General features: G+C 41.9%; 20 protein-coding genes and 3 riboswitches. Of the genes, 13 read left to right on the forward strand and 7 right to left on the reverse strand.

The window, feature by feature from the left end; genetic code table 11:
* Positions 1–123: 123 nt before the first annotated feature.
* Both P6709_RS12545 and P6709_RS12550 read left to right on the forward strand, forming a co-directional pair.
* Positions 124–2,172 (forward strand): catalase, encoded by a 2,049-nt coding sequence (locus P6709_RS12545; protein ID WP_278241271.1) that lies wholly within the window; start codon positions 124–126, stop codon positions 2,170–2,172.
* A 532-nt stretch (positions 2,173–2,704) separates the two neighbouring features.
* Positions 2,705–4,153, forward strand: a complete 1,449-nt coding sequence (locus tag P6709_RS12550; protein ID WP_278241272.1) for a DEAD/DEAH box helicase — start codon at positions 2,705–2,707, stop codon at positions 4,151–4,153.
* Between the two features lie 35 nt (positions 4,154–4,188).
* Here P6709_RS12550 and P6709_RS12555 read toward each other — a convergent pair whose 3' ends face one another.
* The 3 genes from P6709_RS12555 to P6709_RS12565 form a co-directional block, all read right to left on the reverse strand.
* A complete protein-coding gene (locus P6709_RS12555) occupies positions 4,189–4,677 on the reverse strand; it encodes an STAS domain-containing protein (protein WP_278241273.1) in 489 nt (162 codons plus the stop codon).
* 263 nt (positions 4,678–4,940) lie between these two features.
* Positions 4,941–5,555 (reverse strand): YIP1 family protein, encoded by a 615-nt coding sequence (locus P6709_RS12560; RefSeq protein WP_278241274.1) that lies wholly within the window; start codon positions 5,553–5,555, stop codon positions 4,941–4,943.
* A 358-nt stretch (positions 5,556–5,913) separates the two neighbouring features.
* Positions 5,914–6,789: a DMT family transporter gene (locus P6709_RS12565; protein WP_278241275.1), complete on the reverse strand. Its 876-nt coding sequence runs from the start codon at positions 6,787–6,789 to the stop codon at positions 5,914–5,916.
* A gap of 439 nt (positions 6,790–7,228) precedes the next feature.
* Between P6709_RS12565 and P6709_RS12570 the strand changes: the two genes are divergently transcribed.
* The gene (locus P6709_RS12570; RefSeq protein ID WP_278241276.1) at positions 7,229–8,413 is read left to right on the forward strand and encodes a ParM/StbA family protein; all 1,185 of its coding nucleotides are present in this window, start codon (positions 7,229–7,231) and stop codon (positions 8,411–8,413) included.
* 12 nt (positions 8,414–8,425) lie between these two features.
* A complete protein-coding gene (locus P6709_RS12575) occupies positions 8,426–9,040 on the forward strand; it encodes a hypothetical protein (protein ID WP_278241277.1) in 615 nt (204 codons plus the stop codon).
* Between the two features lie 114 nt (positions 9,041–9,154).
* Here P6709_RS12575 and P6709_RS12580 read toward each other — a convergent pair whose 3' ends face one another.
* The 3 genes from P6709_RS12580 to P6709_RS12590 all read right to left on the reverse strand — a co-directional run bounded on the left by P6709_RS12580 (position 9,155) and on the right by P6709_RS12590 (position 11,361).
* Positions 9,155–9,346 (reverse strand): hypothetical protein, encoded by a 192-nt coding sequence (locus P6709_RS12580; protein ID WP_278241278.1) that lies wholly within the window; start codon positions 9,344–9,346, stop codon positions 9,155–9,157.
* Between the two features lie 116 nt (positions 9,347–9,462).
* The gene (gene pepT, locus P6709_RS12585; protein WP_278241279.1) at positions 9,463–10,701 is read right to left on the reverse strand and encodes a peptidase T; all 1,239 of its coding nucleotides are present in this window, start codon (positions 10,699–10,701) and stop codon (positions 9,463–9,465) included.
* Between the two features lie 90 nt (positions 10,702–10,791).
* Positions 10,792–11,361: an ECF transporter S component gene (locus tag P6709_RS12590; protein ID WP_278241280.1), complete on the reverse strand. Its 570-nt coding sequence runs from the start codon at positions 11,359–11,361 to the stop codon at positions 10,792–10,794.
* A 233-nt stretch (positions 11,362–11,594) separates the two neighbouring features.
* Positions 11,595–11,736, reverse strand: a riboswitch (FMN riboswitch).
* A 167-nt stretch (positions 11,737–11,903) separates the two neighbouring features.
* Here P6709_RS12590 and P6709_RS12595 point away from each other — a divergent pair.
* From P6709_RS12595 to P6709_RS12605, 3 genes are all read left to right on the forward strand, one after another.
* On the forward strand, positions 11,904–13,688 hold the full coding sequence (locus P6709_RS12595; protein ID WP_278241281.1) for a S9 family peptidase: 1,785 nt from the start codon (positions 11,904–11,906) through the stop codon (positions 13,686–13,688).
* Between the two features lie 14 nt (positions 13,689–13,702).
* On the forward strand, positions 13,703–14,461 hold the full coding sequence (locus tag P6709_RS12600; protein WP_278241282.1) for an AAA family ATPase: 759 nt from the start codon (positions 13,703–13,705) through the stop codon (positions 14,459–14,461).
* Between the two features lie 96 nt (positions 14,462–14,557).
* Entirely contained in the window at positions 14,558–14,707 is a 150-nt protein-coding gene (locus P6709_RS12605) for a hypothetical protein (protein ID WP_278241283.1), read from the forward strand.
* Positions 14,708–14,727: 20 nt separating this feature from the next.
* Here P6709_RS12605 and P6709_RS12610 read toward each other — a convergent pair whose 3' ends face one another.
* Positions 14,728–15,384 carry a VC0807 family protein gene (locus P6709_RS12610; protein ID WP_278241284.1) on the reverse strand — a complete coding sequence of 219 codons (657 nt, stop codon included), beginning with the start codon at positions 15,382–15,384 and terminating at the stop codon, positions 14,728–14,730.
* 205 nt (positions 15,385–15,589) lie between these two features.
* Positions 15,590–15,700: riboswitch (TPP riboswitch) on the forward strand.
* Between the two features lie 82 nt (positions 15,701–15,782).
* On the opposite strand from P6709_RS12610, the gene thiW reads away from it, so the two are divergent.
* The 6 genes from thiW to P6709_RS12640 all read left to right on the forward strand — a co-directional run bounded on the left by thiW (position 15,783) and on the right by P6709_RS12640 (position 21,050).
* On the forward strand, positions 15,783–16,271 hold the full coding sequence (thiW, locus tag P6709_RS12615; RefSeq protein ID WP_278241285.1) for an energy coupling factor transporter S component ThiW: 489 nt from the start codon (positions 15,783–15,785) through the stop codon (positions 16,269–16,271).
* A gap of 3 nt (positions 16,272–16,274) precedes the next feature.
* Positions 16,275–16,366, forward strand: a riboswitch (TPP riboswitch).
* Between the two features lie 51 nt (positions 16,367–16,417).
* A complete protein-coding gene (tenA, locus tag P6709_RS12620) occupies positions 16,418–17,110 on the forward strand; it encodes a thiaminase II (protein ID WP_278241286.1) in 693 nt (230 codons plus the stop codon).
* A complete protein-coding gene (thiD, locus tag P6709_RS12625; protein WP_278241287.1) occupies positions 17,103–17,927 on the forward strand; it encodes a bifunctional hydroxymethylpyrimidine kinase/phosphomethylpyrimidine kinase in 825 nt (274 codons plus the stop codon). The genes tenA and thiD overlap by 8 nt, the downstream gene beginning before the upstream one ends.
* Positions 17,905–18,675 carry a hydroxyethylthiazole kinase gene (thiM, locus tag P6709_RS12630; RefSeq protein WP_278241288.1) on the forward strand — a complete coding sequence of 257 codons (771 nt, stop codon included), beginning with the start codon at positions 17,905–17,907 and terminating at the stop codon, positions 18,673–18,675. Before thiD ends, thiM begins: the two co-directional genes overlap by 23 nt.
* A gap of 2 nt (positions 18,676–18,677) precedes the next feature.
* Positions 18,678–19,301 (forward strand): thiamine phosphate synthase, encoded by a 624-nt coding sequence (gene thiE / locus P6709_RS12635; RefSeq protein WP_278241289.1) that lies wholly within the window; start codon positions 18,678–18,680, stop codon positions 19,299–19,301.
* A gap of 258 nt (positions 19,302–19,559) precedes the next feature.
* The gene (locus tag P6709_RS12640; RefSeq protein WP_278241290.1) at positions 19,560–21,050 is read left to right on the forward strand and encodes a BCCT family transporter; all 1,491 of its coding nucleotides are present in this window, start codon (positions 19,560–19,562) and stop codon (positions 21,048–21,050) included.
* Positions 21,051–21,159 lie beyond the last annotated feature (109 nt).

Here is a 21,159-nt window from a genome sequence, read left to right on the forward strand (position 1 = left end):
TTACTCCTTGCTTTCCACCTGAAAGATTTTATAAACCAGACAAAAACCAGGATAATCCGTTTGTTTTCGCTAAAGGAAGGGAAAGTAAAATACTAGTACATAGATTTATAGGAGGGAAAATACTTGAGCAAAAATAATAATGTAAATGAAAACAGCAAGAATGAACAGCTCGAACAATTTCGTTCAGATGACACGGGTAAAACGATGACAACAAATCAGGGTGTGAAGGTATCGGAGGATGAGTTTTCATTAAAAGCCGGTGAACGCGGACCAACCTTGATGGAGGATTTTCATTTTCGGGAAAAAATGACTCATTTTGACCATGAACGGATTCCTGAGAGAATTGTTCATGCGAGAGGGTATGCAGCGCACGGAGAGTTCGAAGTTTATGAATCGATGAAAGAATTTACAAAAGCAGGATTCCTTCAGGAGCCGGGCAAAAAAACACCTGTTTTCGTACGTTTTTCTACTGTAGCAGGTTCAAAAGGATCAGCAGAAACAGTTCGTGATGCAAGGGGCTTTGCCACAAAGTTCTATACAGAAGAAGGAAACTATGATCTGGTAGGGAACAATATTCCCGTATTTTTCATACAGGATGCAATGAAATTCCCTGATCTTGTGCATGCATTAAAGCCTGAACCGCATAATGAAATTCCCCAGGCGGCCTCTGCTCATGATACATTCTGGGATTTTGTAGCGAATAACCAGGAAGCAGCGCATATGGTTATGTGGGCAATGTCTGACCGTGCTATTCCAAGAAGTTTTAGAATGATGGAAGGGTTTGGAGTAAACACCTTCCGTTTTGTCAATGAACAGGGTAAAGCACATTTTGTGAAATTCCATTGGAAACCTGTTCTCGGAGCTCATTCACTCGTGTGGGACGAAGCTCAAAAAATAAACGGGAAAGACCCGGACTTCCATCGCCGCGATTTATTTGATTCCATTGAAAATGGAGATTTTCCAGAGTATGAATTAGGCGTGCAGCTTTTAGCTGAAGAAGACGAATTTAAATTTGATTTTGATATTCTGGATCCGACAAAGCTGTGGCCGGAAGAAGACATCCCTGTGAAGATTGTCGGAAAAATGACATTGAATCGTAATGTTGACAATGTCTTTGCTGAAACGGAGCAGGTGGCTTTCCATCCTGGACATGTAGTACCTGGGATCGACTTTTCCAACGATCCGCTTCTTCAGGGGCGTTTATTTTCCTACACGGACACTCAGCTGATTCGTCTTGGCGGCCCGAACTTCCATGAGCTTCCGATCAATCGTCCGGTATGCCCGTTCCAGAACAATCAGCGTGATGGCTACGGACGTCAGACGATCAATAGGGGACCCGTCAGCTACCATAAAAACTCTATTGCACAAAATACTCCAATGCCAGCCTCTGAGTCTGAAGGCGGCTATGTCCATTATCAGGAGAAGATGGAAGGCAGAAAAGTACGTAAAAGAAGCGACAGCTTTAAAGATCACTTTTCACAAGCAGCTCTTTTCTGGCACAGCATGAGCAAGCCGGAGCAGGAGCATATCAAGGAAGCCTTTTCGTTTGAACTGGGCAAGGTTGAACGAAAATCAGTTCAGCAGCAGGTCGTTGATATGTTTGCTAATGTGAGTCTGGAGCTTGCTCAGGAAGTAGCTGATGCAATTGGCGCGTCCGCTCCGACTGGAGGCCGTTCAGAGAGCGCTAAGCCTTCCCCTGCACTAAGCCAGGAAAACACTGCGAAAAAGCCAGCCACCCGCAAAGTGGGAGTCGTTCTATCAGATGGCTACAATGGGGCTCAGGTGAAAGAGGTACTCGAAGCGTTGACTGCCCAGGGTATTCAGACAGAAGTGATTTCAGACAAGCTGGGCATGCGAAAAGGCACAGATGGCACAGAGCTTGAAGTAGATCATACCTTCCTTACCGCAGATTCTGTTCTTTTTGATGCTCTATATACAGTCGGCGGACAGGACTTAAGCAAAAAATTTGTTAAAGACACCTCTTACTTCTTAAATGAAGCCTTTATGCATTACAAGCCAATAGGGGCCACTCACGAGGGTAAGAAGTGGCTGGAGGCTAACGGCATTCTAAACAGTGCCGGAGTGGTCTACAGCGAAGATATGAGCGATTTTGCCAACGAATTTGTTGAAGCTGTTGCAGCCCACCGTCATTGGGATCGCGAAATCGGATAAATGGACTGACTTTATGTTTTGTCTAAGAAGCGTTAAAGAGATTGTGAGATACACTTGAAAAATAATGAACCGATTAAAAAAGGTTTAGACAATACTCAAAAAAGTTAAAAATGAGTTGTATTTAAATAGTATGAGGGGAGCGTAGCGGAAGACGGCGACTCCAGCAGGATATGACGGCAAGCTTAGACTTCGCAGGGCTAAGCCCAAAAAGGCTCAGCGCCGTCCCTGCGGAAAGCTTCCGTCTGAAGCGCAGCGAGCCGGCAAAAGAGGCTGAGACAAAATTTGTCCCAGCCTCTTTACTGTTTAATAGATATGTATATTTTAAGGTAATTCTCAAAAAGAAAAAAATAAAGAACACGTGCAAGTAGAAGACAACTCATTCTACTACACGTGTTGCGATTAACGTAACGCATTTTTCGATAAATTGCAACTAAAAACTGCAATAGACAACAGCCGGGATGACTGGGCTGAAAAACTGGTATAATACTTGGGAAACAGATGTTTTTAAGCGATTTTATTAAAGGAGTTTATTATGACAAAGAAGAATTTTAATGATTTCTCACTAAGTGAGGATATCTTGAGTGCACTGAACCGTTTGGATTACAAGCAGCCTACACCCGTTCAGCAAAAAGTGATTCCGGTCGTCCTTGAAAAGAGAGATGGAATTGTTAAGTCAAAGACAGGCAGCGGCAAAACTGCGGCTTTCGGCATTCCTCTATGCGAGCTGGTTGAATGGGAAGAAAATAAGCCGCAGGTGCTCATATTGACGCCAACGCGTGAGCTTGCTGATCAAATTAAAGAAGACATTACAGCTATAGGCCGTTTTAAAAGAATTAAAGCAATCGCTATTTACGGAAAACAGCCTTTTGTTCATCAAAAAACAGAATTAAAGCAAAAAAATCACATGGTTGCAGGTACTCCCGGGCGTGTGCTTGACCATATTCAAAAAGGAACCCTGTCGATTGATAAGATTGACTATTTAATTATTGATGAGGCGGACGAAATGCTGAGTATGGGGTTTATTGATCAAGTGGAGGCAATTATTAAGGAACTTCCATCAGAGCGGACAACGATGCTTTTCTCAGCTACACTGCCTGAAAAAGTTGCTCAACTCGGTGATTTATACATGAATGATCCTGTCAAAATTGAGATCGAATCATCTCACTCAATAGATTCTCACATTCACCACTCTTTTTACCGAACAGATTCAGCCGGAAAACTCAGCCTGTTAAAATCAGTTACCGTCGTTGAAAATCCCGATACATGCATTATTTTCTGCAGTACAAAGGATCGGGTGGATGAGCTTGTACAAGAGCTGGATCGCTCCGGCTACACATGTGATAAGCTTCATGGCGGTATGGTACAGGAAGATAGGTTTGCGGTAATGAATGATTTTAAACGGGGAGATTTTCGGTATTTAGTGGCGACAGATGTGGCAGCAAGAGGAATAGATATCGAAAACATATCGCTTGTGATTAATTATGATTTTCCTTCTAAAAATGAAAGCTATGTGCACAGAATTGGCAGAACTGGCCGTGCCGGCAAAACAGGAAAAGCCATCACGTTCGTTACTCCCAAACAGGAACACTATTTAACAGAATTAGAAGCTTTTATCGGTTTTCAGTTAAATGAAAAAGTCCCTCCATCCGAAGTAGAGGCAGCTCAGAAAACAAATGATTTTGAGACCAAAATGGATGTCCTGCCTGATATAAAAACAAATAAAAAAGAACGCGTAAGTGAAGATATTATGAAGCTGTATTTTAATGGCGGAAAGAAAAAGAAGCTGAGAGCAGTGGATTTTGTAGGAACCATCGCCAAAATCGATGGAATAGAAGCGCAGGATATCGGCATCATTACCATTCAGGAAAACGTTACCTATATAGAAATACTAAATGGAAAAGGTCCTATGGTGCTTCAAAAGATGAAAAGTACTCCGGTGAAAGGAAAGCAGCTGAAAGTTCACCCAGCGAGAGAAAAATGACTGAGTGGGGCAAGCTGCCTCTCTCAGTCCATTATTTAAACAAGTTCTTTTTTTTCAAAAATAAGCCCTTTTTTATTCATCAAATGCTGCAATGCCGATCTGAAGTTGGAGAATGCCTGAATGGTGGCAAGGTTAATTTGCCCGTGTTCCACCATGCGTTGAATTAAAACAGGGGAGAATCCCACATACAGCGCTTCTATACCCATTAACTGAAGGGCGACAGTCAAATCATCAATCTGCCTGCTTAACAGGGCAAACCCGTTTTCATCTAAATCCTCGTACGATAATCCCGTAAAATCAATGATTGCATGCTCTATTTGGCGATTCACACACCCTTGTAAAATCTTAGTCTGTATATGGTTAAAACGATAGTCTGACAGCTGTCCAAGCAATGGAACCAGAATGGTATCAGGTATGATAGAAGAGATAATCGGTGCAGAAAGATCTTCAATAATAGATTCAAGTTCTCCAACCTTTTCTGTCAGCAGCAGGTTTTCTTGTGTCAGTTTTTCCATTTCATTCACAGTTAACAAGTCCCCTTTTTTCTTTTGTAATCCATTACTTTTATCCTTATTTTACTCCCCTAAGTATGAAGTAACATTCTTATTTTACCACATTTTTATAATTGGATTGTTAATAAAAAGAAAATGATAATAGTTTAGCGGGGTAGTGAAATGAACAGCGTTGCTATAAATATATCCTGCGACATATTTGAACGGAAAAGCGTGCCCTGTGTAATTAATCTGTCAGGAAATTTGATGACACAGCCTTAACGGTAGTTGAGGTATCATCCAAATACCATAAAGCCTCCAATTCCTACGAAAAGAGTGAAGATAAACGCAAGAATTCCGGTAATCAAGACAACAGCGAATCCTTTCCAGGAGGAAAATTGATGGAGGACACCGACGCCCTTACTCATAATAATAATTGTGAAAATTCCTGTGATTGCATTAAGAATGGCTATAATAATTTCCAAGCCAAAATCACTGTTTGCAGAAATCTCAGTTTCGGAAGCAATAAAAAATTGCTCGCCGGCAATCAAAACGATAATTAGTAACAGGATTGAAAAGATCATTCGTGGAATATACATCGCTCCCATACCTTTAAACATTACTTTTAAGCTGCTCTTCCCACCGAAAACTTTCCCTATCAGGGTGAAGGATACTGTAGTTAAAAAAGCCGTGGCAATTCCCATGAGCATGCCAAGTGGTATCGAAAGAAGGACAAGGGAAAGTGTGGAAAAGTCATTGACTACGCTTTTGCCCTGCAAATTACTTAATCCCGAGCTGATACCGGCAATTCCCGTAATTAGCAGAGCAAACCATATAGATGTATCCTCCGCCACTTCTTTAACAGTTTTTTTAGGCTTGGTCCAAACGGATAGAAACGGATTACCTTTCATTAACTCACTCCTCGTTATTAAATTTATGTATGCACAGTTTTAAATTTCCATAAATGTAATCTATTAAACATTAGGGTGCACATATTTGAAAATGAAGTGAGTCTTTATTGTTATTATTTACAAAATAAATTATTTATAAGTTTACAATTTATAAAAATATGTAAATATGTTTTATTTATAATTTATTTTATGGGAATAAATTCCCTTTATACTTATCTTTGTATTCATTTATGATTATGCTTTAGAGGTGAACGAATTGGAAAGTCAGCTTGGCCAAGGATATGCTGAAACCGGTGAGCATGTCCTTAAGGAAACTCTTCACCCCAATTCTGAAGGCTGAAACATGCTTATCCCAGCACTACTTCTTCTCAGTGGCTTTGTTGTTTAAGTAAACCCCTGCAAAAACCAACATTCCTCCTGCAATCTGCACCCAAGTAATCGTCTGTCCCAGCGCCAGGGATATGATCGCTGTAAATACAGGAATCAGGTAGAGGTAGATACCTACACGGGATGCATCAGTGTGCCGTAACGAAATATTCCAAAATACAAACGCGCCTGCGCTTGGGAATAAACCCATATAGAGCAGACCGAGCTTACCTGGGGTACTCAGAGCCTCAGGGAGTCCTAAATAGATAACAGCAGGGCTTATTAGCAAAAGACCGATGGCTGAAGAGACAGTTAAGGATGCAATAGGAGGGATGGCTGCCTTTACTCTGCCTAAAATTGAATAGAAAGACCATAGCAAAACAGCTGTAAGCATGATTAAATCACCGTTATTGAACTCAACTGATAACAACTGGGATAATTCCCCTTTTGAAAGGACAAGCAGCACTCCGCTGCAAGAGATAAGCAGACTAAAAGCGTTTTGTCTGGTCAATCGCTCCCTCATTAGCAGAGCAGAGAAAAGTGCGATCAGGACTGGGCTCACTGAATTAACAAGTGATGCATTGACAGGCGTCGTCCAGCGCAAAGCCTCATATAAAAGAAAGTTGTAGCCTATAACCCCTAAGATGGCCATTAGCATTAGGAACTTCCATTCCTTTAAAACGGTCATCCAATTAGGCTTTTCAATCCATTGTGCCAATGGGATAAGAATAATTAAGGCAATGCTCCACCTTATAAAAGTCATTGTTAATGGTGTTGTTTCCTGAACAACGCGTTCTCCCAGTATATAATTTCCCGCCCAAAATAGGGGAGCCATACACAAGAACATTACAACTTTATATTTATTCAAGTTCCCCTTCCTTTCGCTTTTATGATAGATTCTTTCATTTTGATAACCATTACTATAAATGACTAGTTTCTATTTTTCTAGCAACTTTTCAAATTATGCCAAATTACTTGCTATAGTTACAGGTAATTAAGCGCCACTCTTCTATTATTGAAGGGGGCATTTAGAAGCACTTTGAGTGTGTATACAAAAATGAAAACATGTAAACGTTTTTGTATACATGTTGTAAACAAAAACGTATTCATGTAAACAAAAGTGTATACATGCTGGTATGAAAGTATGCATACATGAATGTAAACGTGTATACGTTAATGTATACAATTAGCAAAATAGAACACAACTAATGAATGATTGACGATTATCATTCTTTTCTATAATCTTAACTATAGTGGTAAAAGAAACACAGAAAACCATAAAATGTATGAATGAGAGGAATGATTTGATGAGTAATTCTAGAATTGCAGCAATTGATGTAGGAAATGATTCTGTTAAGGCCCTGTTTGGAAAAACTGATTATGAATTAAATATTCCGAATGTTATTGCGAGAGACCGTGAGGATCGGCCAGTTATCGGCATTGAAGATTTAAATGAAAAGAACCCAGTGGATGGTATTCATATTCGTGTCCACTCCCCTGCTTTAAAGGATAACAACGCCATTTATCGTGTGGGTAATTTAGCAACGAAAAGCGATAATGCAATGGAGTTAGACCCGGGCAGCAGCAAATCAGAAGAAGATCAATCACTGGTTATGCTATTTGCAACACTTGCCTTGGATGCTGTCAGACCCAACAATCCAGTGCAATTTAAGAAGAATAACAATGTAATAGACGCTAACTATACACTTGGAACCGGATTGCCTTTAAGAGAAGTAAAAGAAGGCAAGGATGTTGGCTTCCGATCGCAGCTATTAGGGTCTGTTCACCAGGTAGAGTTTTTGGTAACGCCTAAATTTCAGGGGCAGAAAGTAAATATTAAGTTTGAAGAAGTGAAAGTGTATCCTGAGGGCTTTGCGGCATTTATCAATCTCGTAATGGATAATGACGGCAACATTACAAATCGTGATTTAATTGACAAGCAGATTTTGATTCAGGATATTGGAGGCTTGTCTACAGATATCGCGGTAATAAGAAACCGCAATGTCGACGATGATAAGGCGCAGGGCTTTAATTTAGGGGTTTCTGAGTCCTTGGAAGCCATCCGTGAGGAAATTCGAACAAAGCACGGTGTAGAGCTCGATACACGTCGTGACGTAGTGGATATCATTACAAAGAAAAATGATCGCAACCACATCATGGTGAAAGGCAGCCGGACAAGCGTTCACGATATTACCGACCGCATTTTACTTGACCTGGCAAAGAAAGAGTACCGTCACCTGCGCAACGTATGGCAGAAGAATTCCCAAACAGAGATTTGCTACTTCGTTGGAGGAGGAGCAATGGTTCTTAAGGAATATATTAAAACGCTAAATAATAACCTGGATGGCTACAATATTGAGTTTTTCGAGGACGAAAAAGAGAGCATCTGGATGATGGCCAATGCTTACTACAAACTAATTTCTGATTTTGATCGAAAAAATAATAAAGCAGCTGCGCAAGATCCAAAAGAGAAAAAAGCAGCTGTTAAGTAATAGGGGCTTCCTATGAGTAATTCTGATGGAATTAAAAGAGGACAGGCGATTACTTTTCGTCTGCCCTCTGATACTCCGGACCACCTCATCAGAGAGCTGCAAAAGATTAAAGAATCAGAGCGGAGAAATTTCTCAAGCAAGATAGCGGAATTTGTGTTGGAAGGTGTGGGCAGCCAGCGCCAGTCCAAGGAGCGTGAGACGGTATCCGTACCCCTTCCAAGGGCTTTAAGTAAAGAACAACGCTCTTGGATCCGCCATTCACATTCAGAAGCACTGCTTGGGAATATAATCTATCAGCTCCTATCTGACCCTGTTCGGGCTACAGCGATTCTGGCTTCTATGAATAGTACATCTTTAGACATTGATGAAGCGCTCTATCTCCAGGAATCGACTCGCGGCAGACGTTCTTCGGAGTCGGTTGTATCGAGAGAATACGAGATTCCAACGGATGATCAGTCACAAGAACATGCTGCCTCGAGCACTGAATCAAACGAGGATGATCTTATGGACTTTGACTGGGACGCTGCAAAAAAAGAGGCTGAAGAGTTAAAACAGAATCAAGGTGAAGAGAAGGTTGAAAATATAGATGATCTTCTAGGTGGATTTTTAGATCGCATGAATAAATAATGTGTTCGGAAAACCGAGCCCTGCATTTTAAAAAAATAAAAAGGCGTATATTAACAAAATATACGCCTTTTTGTTTATTTAATTCCAATAAAATGAATAAAATATAAAAATATATTATTCATTTTCCTTTTTATGCTTGTTTCTTCTGCTATTCATAAATAAAATTACTGCGCCTAATGTGGAGAAAAACAGAACCAGGTAATCCACCGGCTTAGGGTCGTCTGCTGTTACGATGATATAAAAAATGCGAATTGCATTTAACAGTAAAATTACACTGAAAACTAAATCCAATTTACGTAGATTCATTATGTAAACACCTCCATTCCAATTCGTTCATAATAGGAAAAGGGACTCTGGAAGTCCCTTTACCGAACTGACTGTTCAATTGGTGAAACCGAAACAAGTACCAAGGGTATGATCGATTATTCTGCGCCTTCGGATTCAAACAACTTAACAATTTCAATAATGGTATGAGTTGCTTTTTCCATATTGTCAACTGAGATATATTCATACTTGCCATGAAAGTTTTCGCCGCCTGTGAAAATGTTGGGGGTTGGAAGACCCATATAAGAGAGTTGAGAACCATCTGTGCCACCGCGAATCGGCTCGATAATGGCCGGAATATCCAATCGGCTCATTGCTTTTTGAGCAATATCGACAATATGTCGAACGGGTTCTATTTTTTCACCCATATTATAGTATTGATCTTCTATTTCCAGAGAAACGGTACCGCTGCCATGCTTTGCATTTACTTCATTAACGACGCGTGTCAGCAGCTTCTTGCGATCATCAAACTTCACCCTGTCGTGGTCGCGGATAATATAATCCATCACTGTTTTTTCAACGCTGCCGTCTAAGTTCATCAGATGAAAGAAACCTTCATATCCTGTTGTGAATTCTGGTGCCTCATCAAGCGGCAGCATTCGATTTAATTCCATTGCAATTTTAATGGAATTGACCATTTTATTTTTTGCAGTTCCAGGATGCACGTTGGTTCCATTTATAACAACTCGTGCTCCTGCAGCATTAAAGCTCTCAAATTGAAGCTCCCCAAGAGGACCTCCGTCCACTGTGTAAGCATACTTTGCGCCGAACGCTTGTACATCAAACTTATGAGGACCACGGCCAATTTCTTCATCAGGTGTGAAAGCCACTCTGATTTTTCCGTGCTTAATTTCAGGGTGCTGAATAAAATAGTGCATGGCTGTCATAATTTCACTTATACCTGCTTTATTATCTGCACCAAGTAAAGTAGTGCCGTCTGTTGTGATCAAGGTATGGCCAATATAATTAGAAAGCTCCGGGAATTCTCTTAACGAAAGGACAATATTTAGCTTTTCATTTAATAACAGGTCAGTGCCTTCATACTGTTCAACGATCTGAGGCTGAACATTTGTCCCCGTAAAATCAGTGGCTGTATCTACATGAGCCAGGAATCCGATTGTGGGAACCGGTTTGTCTGTATTGGATGGGAGTGTGGCCATTAAATAGCCGTTTTCATCAATTGAAACCTCTTCCATTCCAATTTCCTTTAATTCGTCAGAGAGCAGATTAAGCAAATCCCACTGTTTAGCAGTGGAAGGAGTAGACACTTCTTTCGGGTCTGATTGAGTATCAATTTTTGCATATGTAGTTAAACGTTGAATTAAATCCTGTTTCATAGATGAATCCTCCTGTTTTTTCTCAAGTATAACATTTAAAGGTGCCGGCCACTTCACATTTTCATATGAAGTGGCCGGCACCTGTTTTTATTATCTGATCTGAACCTGATTTTGCTGGATCCAGGGCTTTAACTTTATAAAAAGCGGCAGAAACAATGCAGTGATAAAAAGACCTTTAATTACGTTAAATGGAAGAATAAAAGCAACTGCCGTGTACCATTTGACGGCGGGGTCAAGCATATAGTCCATCCCGAAGAACCATGCGTATGCAGGAAGGATTAAGAAATAATTTAACACAACAAGCAGAAGTGCCATTGTAATAGTGCCTGAAATTAATCCTTTTGCCAATGCGTTCTTCGATTTTCTTTTATGATAAAAATATGAGACAGGCAGAATAAAAGCACAGCCGGCAATAAAGTTTGATAACTCGCCGATTGGAATGCCGCTGCCTCTAAACAGGTAATACAAAACATTCTTCAGCGCCTCAACCACAACACCTGCCATAGGAGAGAATAAGATGGCCGCTAATAAGGCGGGTACATCGCTAAAGTCGATTTTCAAGTAGTCCGGAAGAAACGGAAGAGGAAAATTTAACAGCATTAAAATAAATGCAATGGAACTAAACATCGATAACTTCACTAACATCTGAGTGTTTTTCATACGAATTTCTCCTATTCTTTCGTTCCACTCTAAGAAGTTTTAGCTCATGGCAGCAGGCTCTTTTACAGGAAAAACCATTCGTGTGTTTTCTGAGATGCCGGGCAATTAAGTTTATGAAAAACAACCATAAAACATACGCCAAATACAAACTCCCCTTCTATACAGGTTAGAAGGGGAGAAGTCAGCACAAAACAGAGGGTTGTCATCCGTGAAAGGAACCCCCGCCATAATGCCTCCATCTTCTCCCATCCAGACTATCACTGTCGGCCTCCGGTTTTCACGGAGTCAGCAAGTAGAAGCTTAGGATCTACTCGCTCGCGGGCTCAAACAAATTTTACCGCCGGTCGGGAATTGCACCCTGCCCTGAAGATGGAACGATATTTTATTTTCTCTTTATTTATACAGCGTAAAGGAGAAAAATTCAATCTATTTGTTTTCTGTAAACTCTTTGCTGGAAGAAAACCGGAATAGAGGCAGGGATTGTAAAGAAAACAGAGAACATTAGTAGGAGAACGAAATATAGTTTAGGGGGACAATTGAAGATGATTGCTTTTCAGAAGCCTGATGTAGAGAATTTTTTTCAAACGTTTGGAATTGAGACCTTTGCTGTAAGTCCAGACGAATCACAGATTGTATTCAGTACGAATTTAAATGGAAAATACAATTTATGGGCTATGGATCTTCCTAATACATTTCCATATCCTTTGGGGTTTTATAACCAAAACTGCTCTGAGATTACATATGATAAAAACGGACAGTTTATACTGGCTGTAATCGATCATGACGGAGATGAAAACGGCCAGATTTATGCATTGCCGCCTGCTGGAGGTGACTTGAAGCCCATCCGAAAGCAGGATAATGTGCGTCATATGACTCTCAAGACATCAGATGATGGAAAAAGACTTTATTACACCTCAAATAAAGATGACCAAACGTTTTTAAAAGCCTATTGCTATGACCTTGAAACCGGGGAAGAAGAAATTATTCTTCACGGCGCAGACAGTGCTACCTATTTAAGTGCAATGAGTCCAGATGAAAAAACCTTTATTTATTCCAAGCACTTTGCCAATACATATACACTTGCATGGGCAAAACATGAGGGAAAAGATGTACTATTGACGCCTGAGACAGAGGAGCAGCACACCGTTTCAGGAACTGTTTTCGTTTCTGATACTGAGCTTTATCTTTTAACAAATTATGAAGCTGATTTTTCCTATCTGGCTAAATTTAGTTTGGAAACAAAAGAATTTACGAAAGTCGTTGAGGTTGAAGAGCAGGACTTTACAGAGCTTCACTATGATAAATCTTCCGGCTCACTTTACATCGTATCTGAGCAGGGCGTACGCGATCACCTTTTTCAGGTCATGTTAGAGGATGAATCGATTAAAGAAGTGGATTTTCCCGCGAGTGTTATCGAAGGATTCTGCCTTTCCGAAGCAGGCAATCTTTATGTAAATGCACGATCCGCTACTCGTCCCTCCAATCTTTATCAGCGAAAAAATGGCGAGTGGCAGTCACTCACACAGTACGGAGTCCCTGGCGTTCATGAAGAAGAGTTAATTGAACCTGATGTGCTCACATACCCTTCGTTTGATGGCCTGGAAATTGAAGCTCAGTTCTTCAGAGCAAAAGAAGAGGTCAGTAATGGGCACGTAATTCTATGGCCGCATGGGGGGCCTCAGGCAGCAGAACGTGCTACATTCCGATCCCTGTTTCAATTTCTGGTTCACCGCGGCTACAGCATTTTTGCGCCTAACTTTAGAGGATCTACAGGCTATGGGCTGGCTTTTTCTAAGATGGTGGAAGGCGACTGGGGACACGGTCCTCGGCTTGATAATGTATCTGGTCTGGAATATCTCATAGAGCAGGGCTTCGCTGAGCGGGACAGGATTTTATTAATGGGAGGAAGCTATGGGGGCTATATGGCGCTGCTGCTGCATGGCAGACACGCTGAATATTTCAAGGCAGTGGTCGATATTTTTGGACCATGCAATCTGTTCAGCTTTATTGACTCCGTTCCTGAGCACTGGAAACCGCTGATGAAGCAGTGGGTGGGAGACACTGTGGAAGATAAAGAAAAATTAACTGAAGACTCCCCGATTGAGTACCTGGAGCAAATGACAAAGCCGATGCTCGTCATTCAGGGGGCAAAAGATCCACGTGTAGTAAAAGCTGAATCCGATCAAATCGTTGAGGCATTAAAGGATAAAGGAAGAGAAGTCGAGTACCTTGTCCTTGAAGATGAAGGTCATGGATTTTCTAAAAAAGAGAACGAAATCCATGTCTACCGAAAAGTGCTGGCATTTTTTGATCAATTTATTGACTGACAGGGAGGATCACGTTGGGGAAATTAGCAAAAGAAGATCGATTTTTAAAGAATATTTATGTGAAAAGAGATGAAGTACCATCGTTTGATGAATTTCCTTTCAATCTTCCTGCTGTCCGCATGCTTGATTCACTCCAATTCCACCCTAATATCACGTATATCATGGGCGAGAACGGAATGGGGAAATCAACGCTGCTAGAAGGGCTGGCAGTAGCATTGGGGTTTAATGCTGAAGGTGGATCGCTGAATTTTAATTTCTCGAGCTATGATTCCCACTCTCCTCTTCATGATTATCTGCGCGTTGGAAAAGGCGTTCTCAGACCTCAGGACAGCTTCTTTTTTCGGGCGGAAACCTTTTATAACGTAGCCACAAATATTGAAGAAATGGACCAGGATCCACTTGCCGGAAGAAGGGTCATTGATAGCTTTGGAGGGGTTTCCCTGCATAAACAGTCTCACGGTGAATCATTTTTTGCCGCTTTTCTTCACCGTTTTCGAGGTGATGGTTTATATATCCTGGATGAGCCTGAAGCAGCCCTGTCACCATTGAGGCAATTATCTATGCTGAGTCGGATCAATGAGCTGGTGGAACAGGGCTCCCAATTTGTGATTGCCACCCACTCTCCTTTATTGATGGCCCATCCGGATTCTTGTATTTACCAGCTGACTGCTGAAGGGTTGAAGGAGCAGGTGCTTGAGGAAACAGAGCATTATACGATCATGAAACAGTTTTTTGAAGACAGGGAGAGGCTCTTGCATCATTTGTTTAAATGAGTTGATATAGGAATAGTCGAAAACGGGGTGGACAAGCTGAATAAGCTGGAAACATTACTAATACTAAATTTAGCAATAAAAGGATCCATTTTCATCGTGTTTATCGTATCAGCTTTTTCCGTTATGATCTTATATCAAATCAATTATATTGCTGAAGAATTTATAGCGAGAGCATTGCCACTGGCGATTCTGACTGGATTGATGGGGGTATCAGCAGCCATTGTCTGTCGATCATCTGAAAAATAATATAACGGTACTTAAGCAGCTTAAACTGTTTCACTATTGGGGGGAGGAATCTCTTCTTCGCTTTTTTCTGCGAGGTGCCGGGTGATTTTTGAACCGATGAAAAAATAGCCTGCTGCAATCAGGGCGCTGAAGATCCAGCCGGAAACGTTCATGTAAATGATGACCTGACCATAGCCATCTGCACCATACGTATTGATGAGCCAGGCTTTTAATGAATTCTGTGCGAGTCCTCGTACGACAAAGACAGCTGTTAAGAGCTGAAACCAGATAAATAATCCTTTTTCTTTAAAGAGTGCTTTGCTTCCCTCTCGCGGATAGCCCTGGAGAAAGGCGATATCCACCATGAAATACAAGGCGAGAGGTTTTTTGAAAAGAATCGACAGCAGATACAGCCCGGCAAATGAGAAGCCTAAATAAACCTGGTTCCACAGCATGGAAAGAGCATTCTCTGATAATAAGTTCACAGTTGTGCTGATCAATAGTGACGTAACGATAAAGATACCTGCAATATTAAATTGCCGTTCCACAAAAAAACGGATAACGGTATAAATGATGGCGGGGACGGTTGAAAGAATAATGGCCCAATAGTCTCCGAGCAAGTCCCGTCCCTGGTTCCAAATAAGAAATGGGATAACTCCATAGCAAAGAATATCTAGTAGTATGATATGCTTCTTCATCGTCTTTTCTCTCCTTATAAAAGGCTGTCTTTTATTATGTAAGCAGAATAATTTTTCAGCGGGGGAGTCTATCTATAAGTATATAACCTTCTTTTTCATATTCAAGTAACTTTTTACAGCAGGCGGTAGCCCCTCACTTTGGATTTATTGCCAATTTTCTAAAGTTTTGTTATGATGAACCCAGTTCATTTAAGTGCATAGATTCAATCACTACTAGGGGGGCCCGAAAATCGCGGGCTGAGAGGAAAACGTATTTTCCGACTCTTATGGACCTGATCTGGTTAGTACCAGCGTAGGGAAGTAGTCGGGCGATCCATTGTCCAATTCATATACTACTTCAAGTCAGGTCCTTCTAGGGATCTGGCTTTTTTGTGCTGCTGAATGATTGGAGGGAGAAGATGACCAACACAAAACGCATGACGGTGATGGCAATGTTCGTGGCGATTGGCGTGGCAGGCGCTCAGTTTATTTGGTTTCCTGCTGGTGTTGCCCGGGCTTATCCGGTCCAGCACGCTGTGAATGTGATGGCTGCGATCATTTTGGGGCCTATTCCGGCAGTAGTCATTGCTTTTTTAATCGGCTTAATCAGAAACCTGCTTGGATTAGGGTCACTTCTTGCATTTCCAGGAGGGATGATTGGCGCACTTTTTGCAGGCCTCCTCTACAAGAAGTTTGGACGCAAGGGGTGGGCAGCAGCAGGAGAAATCATTGGCACAGGCTTTATAGGTGCCTGGTTCGCGGTTCCTTTTGCAAAGGTTCTAATGGGAACAGCGTTTGCTGCATGGTTTTTTGTGCCTCCGTTTCTGATCAGCAGTGCCACTGGAGCGGCACTTGGATGGCTTGTACTTGCAAGAGTTAAACAGGAAAGACTAATCAGATTACAGTAAAAACGGAACTGCTGGGGGTGCTATTGAAGCTGAGATCATACCCTGATGGACCTGATCTGGATCATGCCAGCGTAGGGAAGCAGCCGAATATGCTCAGGGCTCTAATTGGAATTCCGGCAGCTTCCTTAAAAAAAGGAGGCACTATCATGACATTTACAGAAGAGCTTAGAAGAGAAAACGAAGACATTTTTTCACTGATTTTTGACCACCCCTTTGTTCAGGGGATTGGGAAAGGTGATGTACCGGAGGAAGCGCTGGCACATTACATTAAAGCGGATTATGAATATTTAAATGCGTTTATGAAAATTTATGGGATTGCTATCTCAAAATCATCCTCCCGTGAAGACATTGCCTATTTTAATAAACAAATTGATTTTGTACTTCATAGTGAAATCCATCCGCATAATAATTTCTGCGAGGTAATTGGCGTTTCCTATGAAGATCTGCAAGGCTATCCGCTGCCTCCAACTGCTGATCATTACATTAAGCATATGATGGCACATGCCCAGCTTGGAACGCTTGGCGAAATTATTGCAGCACTTCTTCCTTGTCCATGGACATACTTTGAAATTGGCAGAGAATTAATTAAACAATACAGCCCGAGTGAGGATCACCCGTTTTTTCCATGGATCACTTTTTACGCAGAGCAGAGGGTGGAAGATGTGGTGCTTGTAATGAGAGAAAGGCTGGACGCTCTTGCAGAATCAGCTTCTGAGCAGGAAAAACAGCGAATGAAAGAGGCTTTCCGCAAAAGCTGTCAATTGGAATGGTCTTTCTGGGAAATGGCTTTTAGCTGCGAAAAGTGGATCACTGAAAAGGAGGCTGCTGTTCATGAATAATCCTGCATGCGCACTCACAATAGCAGGCACGGATCCAAGCGGAGGTGCAGGAATTCAAGCGGATCTAAAAACCTTTCAGGAGCTGCGGGTTTATGGGATGTCGGTGATCACCTCGGTGGTGGCCCAGAACACAACCGGTGTAAAAAGCGTCCACCATTTGCCGCTTGATATGCTGTCTCAGCAGCTTGAAGCAGTCAGCAGTGATCTGCCCATCCATGCTGTTAAAACCGGCATGATCGCAAATATTGAAATGATGGAAACGATAAGGGACTGGATAAAAGACAAAAACATGCCTTATGTAATGGACCCGGTGATGATTGCGACTAGCGGAGACCCCTTAATCAATGAAAATGCAAGAGGGTTTCTGCGTGACCAACTGGTTCCGCTCAGCGCTTTAGTTACACCAAATATCTCTGAAGCTGAAGACTTAATCGGTGAACGCATCAAATCCCACGAAGAAATGAAGGAAGCAGCACGTAAAATTGTTCACAGTCTTGGTGCGGGAGCTGCCCTGGTTAAGGGGGGGCATATGGAAGGACAGGCAGTTGATTATTTATATGACGGGGAAGACATGTATACCTATACATCTGAGAGAATTAACACTAAAAACACCCACGGAACAGGCTGCACGTATTCAGCTGCCATTACGGCATTCCTGAGCAGAGGAATGGAACTGCCTGAGGCTGTTGAAAAATCAAAGGTATTTGTTACAGCAGCTATACGCCATTCTTTTTCTCTCGGCCAAGGCAACGGCCCTACTAACCATTGGGGCATCAGGAAGGAGGAGAGCATGTATGACTTCCACGATCATTCATGAAGTCAGACAAAACAAGCCACTTATTCACCATTTAACCAATCAGGTGGTGATGAATTTTACTGCGAATGGCCTGTTGTCTTTTGGGGGAGTCCCCATTATGGCTAAAGCGGTGGAGGAAGCCGGGGAAATGGCTTCCAATGCAGATGGTGTGCTGATCAATATTGGAACGATTATGGGAAATGATCTTAAAGCAATGATTGAAGCAGGAAAAGCTGCAAATAAAACAGGCATTCCTGTTGTTCTTGATCCTGTTGGAGTAGGCGCTACATTGTTCAGAAAGGAAGCGATTCGACAAATTCTGAAGGAAATAACTCCAACAGTTATTAAAGGAAATGCCGGGGAAATGGCTCAGCTCGTTGATATTCCCTGGGAAATAAAAGGGGTAGACTCCATTGGAGAAGGTAATCATGACGAAATTGCTCGAAAAGTTGCAAAAACATATGGAACTATTGCATTCGTAACGGGAGAAACGGATGTGATCAGTGATGGAGAAGAAATTATCCATAACCGGACTGGGAGTGCCATGCTAAGCAATGTAACAGGAACAGGATGTTTATTAGGCTCTATTTTAGCCGCTTGTTTAACCACCGGACACTCCGGACTGGACAACTGTCAGGCAGCTGCTTCCTTTTACGGTATGGCCGCTGAATACACGGAAAAACAAAATGGAGTGATGGGAACCGGCACATTTATTGCTGTGTTTTTAGATGCGCTGTCCTTTTCCCCTGAAAAACTGGAAGGAGGATGAGAATGCACTGGGATATAAACAGAATTTTACGCAAGTATTTGATTATGGGCAGTCAAAACTGTGAAAGAATGCCTGAAGAAATCCTTTTAGAAGCCATTGATGCAGGAATTACGGCGTTTCAATTTCGGGAAAAAGGGATCGGCTGTTTGGATGAAGAAGAAAAGCTCCAGTTGGGGCTGAGGCTGCGTAAAATTTGCAAAGAACATCATATTCCTTTTTTCATTAATGATGATATTTATTTAGCAGATCAGCTCGACGTTGACGGCATTCATGTAGGGCAGGACGATATGCCGGCAGATAAGCTGAGAAGGAAGTACCCCGATAAAATGATCGGTTTGTCTGTCTCTAATGACGAGGAAGTGAAAAAAAGTGATCTGAGCAGTGTAGATTATTTGGGGGCGGGACCTATGTTTCCCACTTCTTCAAAGTTGGATGCGAAGCCTGTAGCTGGAATTGAATGGATAAAACGGCTTCGTCAACAGAATATTGAACTGCCTATTGTAGGGATTGGCGGCATCAATCCTGATAATGCGGATGCTGTGATTCGTGCGGGTGCTCAGGGGGTAGCGGTTATCTCCGCGATTACTTCATGTGAGAATATAAAAGAAGTGGTAAAAAAACTATAGCTGAATTCATTTTGATCCAGAGAAATAAAGAATTTTACAGAACAGAGAGGTTGTGACCTATTTACGTGGTGCAGCCTCTTTTTTCTTTTTATCCAACCATCTTTTTGCTGTTAAAACGGTATACCATATCAATTGTCTGGCTGAAAGAAGATATTTAGAAAAGTTAGACTTCGTATGAAAAGCGTTTATATGGAGGAAAATAGGGAAGAAGCAATGCTAGTACATAGGAAAGCTAGAAAAAGACAAAGAGGTGTTTTGGTGAAAAATGTAACGCTTGTATTTTGGGTTTCGCTCGCGATCTGTGCAGGGTTGGTTGCCTGGGGAGCAATTGCCCCTGCTCAGCTTGAAAGTTTAACAGGAACGCTGACCGGAGAGATCTCGAAGGTCTTCGGCTGGTATTATCTTGTAATTATTATGCTAATGCTCATTTTCTGTGCGTATATCGCATTCTCACGCTTTGGTCAAATCCGGCTCGGAAAACAGGGCGAAAAGCCGGAATTTTCTCTCCTTTCATGGTTTGCCATGCTCTTTAGCGCCGGCATGGGGATGGGATTGGTGTTCTGGACAACTGCAGAACCGATCTCGCATGCTTTTATTGCAACGCCCGGAGCTGAAGCAGGGTCTGACAGGGCTGTGCAGGAAGCACTGCAGTACTCATTTTTTCATTGGGGGATTCACGCATGGGCAGTTTACGCAATTGTAGCGCTTGTTCTTGCTTATTTTAAATTCCATAAAGGATCTAAAGGATTAATCAGTGCGACGCTGGTCCCGCTATTTGGTAAAAAAGCGATGGAAGGTCTGCCTGGTAAATTAATTGATACGCTTGCGGTTTTTGCTACCGTAGTCGGGGTAGCCTCTACATTGGGATTTGGCTCTGCTCAAATCAGCGGTGGTTTATCTTATTTATTCGGAACACCTGAAACGTTCACCTTTCAGTTAATCGTTCTTGCCGTCGCTACACTTTTATTTATCGGCTCGGCATGGTCCGGAATCGGAAGAGGAATTAAGTATCTAAGTAATATTAATATGGGACTCGCCTTTGTTCTGTTGGTGATGCTGACGATTGTGGGACCGACACTTTATATTTTTAATATGTTTACCACCACACTGGGAGGCTACATTTCCAATTTTTTCGATATGAGCTTTCATTTAGAGCCGTTGAATCAGGATAATCGTACATGGATTAACAACTGGACGATTTTTTATTGGGCATGGTGGATTTCCTGGTCACCGTTTGTTGGGATTTTTATTGCACGAATTTCAAAAGGACGCTCGATAAAAGAGTTTATTCTCGGCGTGCTGTTTGTTCCGTCTATCGTCTGCTTTATCTTCTTTGCTGTTTTCGGAGTATCGGCATTGGATCTTGAGCAAAAAGGTATTGCTGCGATTTCTGATTTCTCACTGGAAACCGCAACCTTTGGCATGCTGGAGCAATATCCGCTTGGAACATTAATGTCGATTATTACGATTTTTGTGATTGCCATCTTTTTTATCACTTCTGCTGATTCGGCCACGTTCGTACTGGGCATGCAGACAACCGATGGCTCCATCAATCCTTCTAATTCCGTCAAAATCACGTGGGGGCTTGTGCAATCAGCTGTAGCTGCGATCGTCGTTTATTTTGGCGGAACCGACGGACTGCAGAATCTCCTGATCATTGCTGCACTTCCATTCTCTGTCGTCATTCTCCTGATGGGGGCCTCTTTCTATAAAACCATCAGAAAAGATCCGGCAGCTAAAAAAAGATAGGTGCGGATTTGCCGATTGCCTTGGAATCATATTTGAACCAAACAAAAAATGACTTATGCTGCGCGCATAGTCATTTTTTGTTTCATATAAAAAGAGATTGAGTTTTACT

Source organism: Jeotgalibacillus sp. ET6, assembly GCF_029667115.1.
In the GTDB taxonomy this organism is placed as follows: Bacteria; Bacillota; Bacilli; order Bacillales; family Jeotgalibacillaceae; genus Jeotgalibacillus.

Bases quoted from the DNA above. Each gene is read 5' to 3' on its own strand.
- P6709_RS12550 (WP_278241272.1), top strand. From the start codon at position 2,705: ATGACAAAGAAGAATTTTAATGATTTCTCACTAAGTGAGGATATCTTG.
- P6709_RS12560 (WP_278241274.1), bottom strand. From the start codon at position 5,555: ATGAAAGGTAATCCGTTTCTATCCGTTTGGACCAAGCCTAAAAAAACT.
- P6709_RS12570 (WP_278241276.1), top strand. From the start codon at position 7,229: ATGAGTAATTCTAGAATTGCAGCAATTGATGTAGGAAATGATTCTGTT.
- P6709_RS12575 (WP_278241277.1), top strand. From the start codon at position 8,426: ATGAGTAATTCTGATGGAATTAAAAGAGGACAGGCGATTACTTTTCGT.
- P6709_RS12580 (WP_278241278.1), bottom strand. From the start codon at position 9,346: ATGAATCTACGTAAATTGGATTTAGTTTTCAGTGTAATTTTACTGTTA.
- pepT (WP_278241279.1), bottom strand. From the start codon at position 10,701: ATGAAACAGGATTTAATTCAACGTTTAACTACATATGCAAAAATTGAT.
- P6709_RS12590 (WP_278241280.1), bottom strand. From the start codon at position 11,361: ATGAAAAACACTCAGATGTTAGTGAAGTTATCGATGTTTAGTTCCATT.
- P6709_RS12595 (WP_278241281.1), top strand. From the start codon at position 11,904: ATGATTGCTTTTCAGAAGCCTGATGTAGAGAATTTTTTTCAAACGTTT.
- P6709_RS12610 (WP_278241284.1), bottom strand. From the start codon at position 15,384: ATGAAGAAGCATATCATACTACTAGATATTCTTTGCTATGGAGTTATC.
- thiW (WP_278241285.1), top strand. From the start codon at position 15,783: ATGACCAACACAAAACGCATGACGGTGATGGCAATGTTCGTGGCGATT.
- tenA (WP_278241286.1), top strand. From the start codon at position 16,418: ATGACATTTACAGAAGAGCTTAGAAGAGAAAACGAAGACATTTTTTCA.
- thiD (WP_278241287.1), top strand. From the start codon at position 17,103: ATGAATAATCCTGCATGCGCACTCACAATAGCAGGCACGGATCCAAGC.
- thiM (WP_278241288.1), top strand. From the start codon at position 17,905: ATGACTTCCACGATCATTCATGAAGTCAGACAAAACAAGCCACTTATT.
- thiE (WP_278241289.1), top strand. From the start codon at position 18,678: ATGCACTGGGATATAAACAGAATTTTACGCAAGTATTTGATTATGGGC.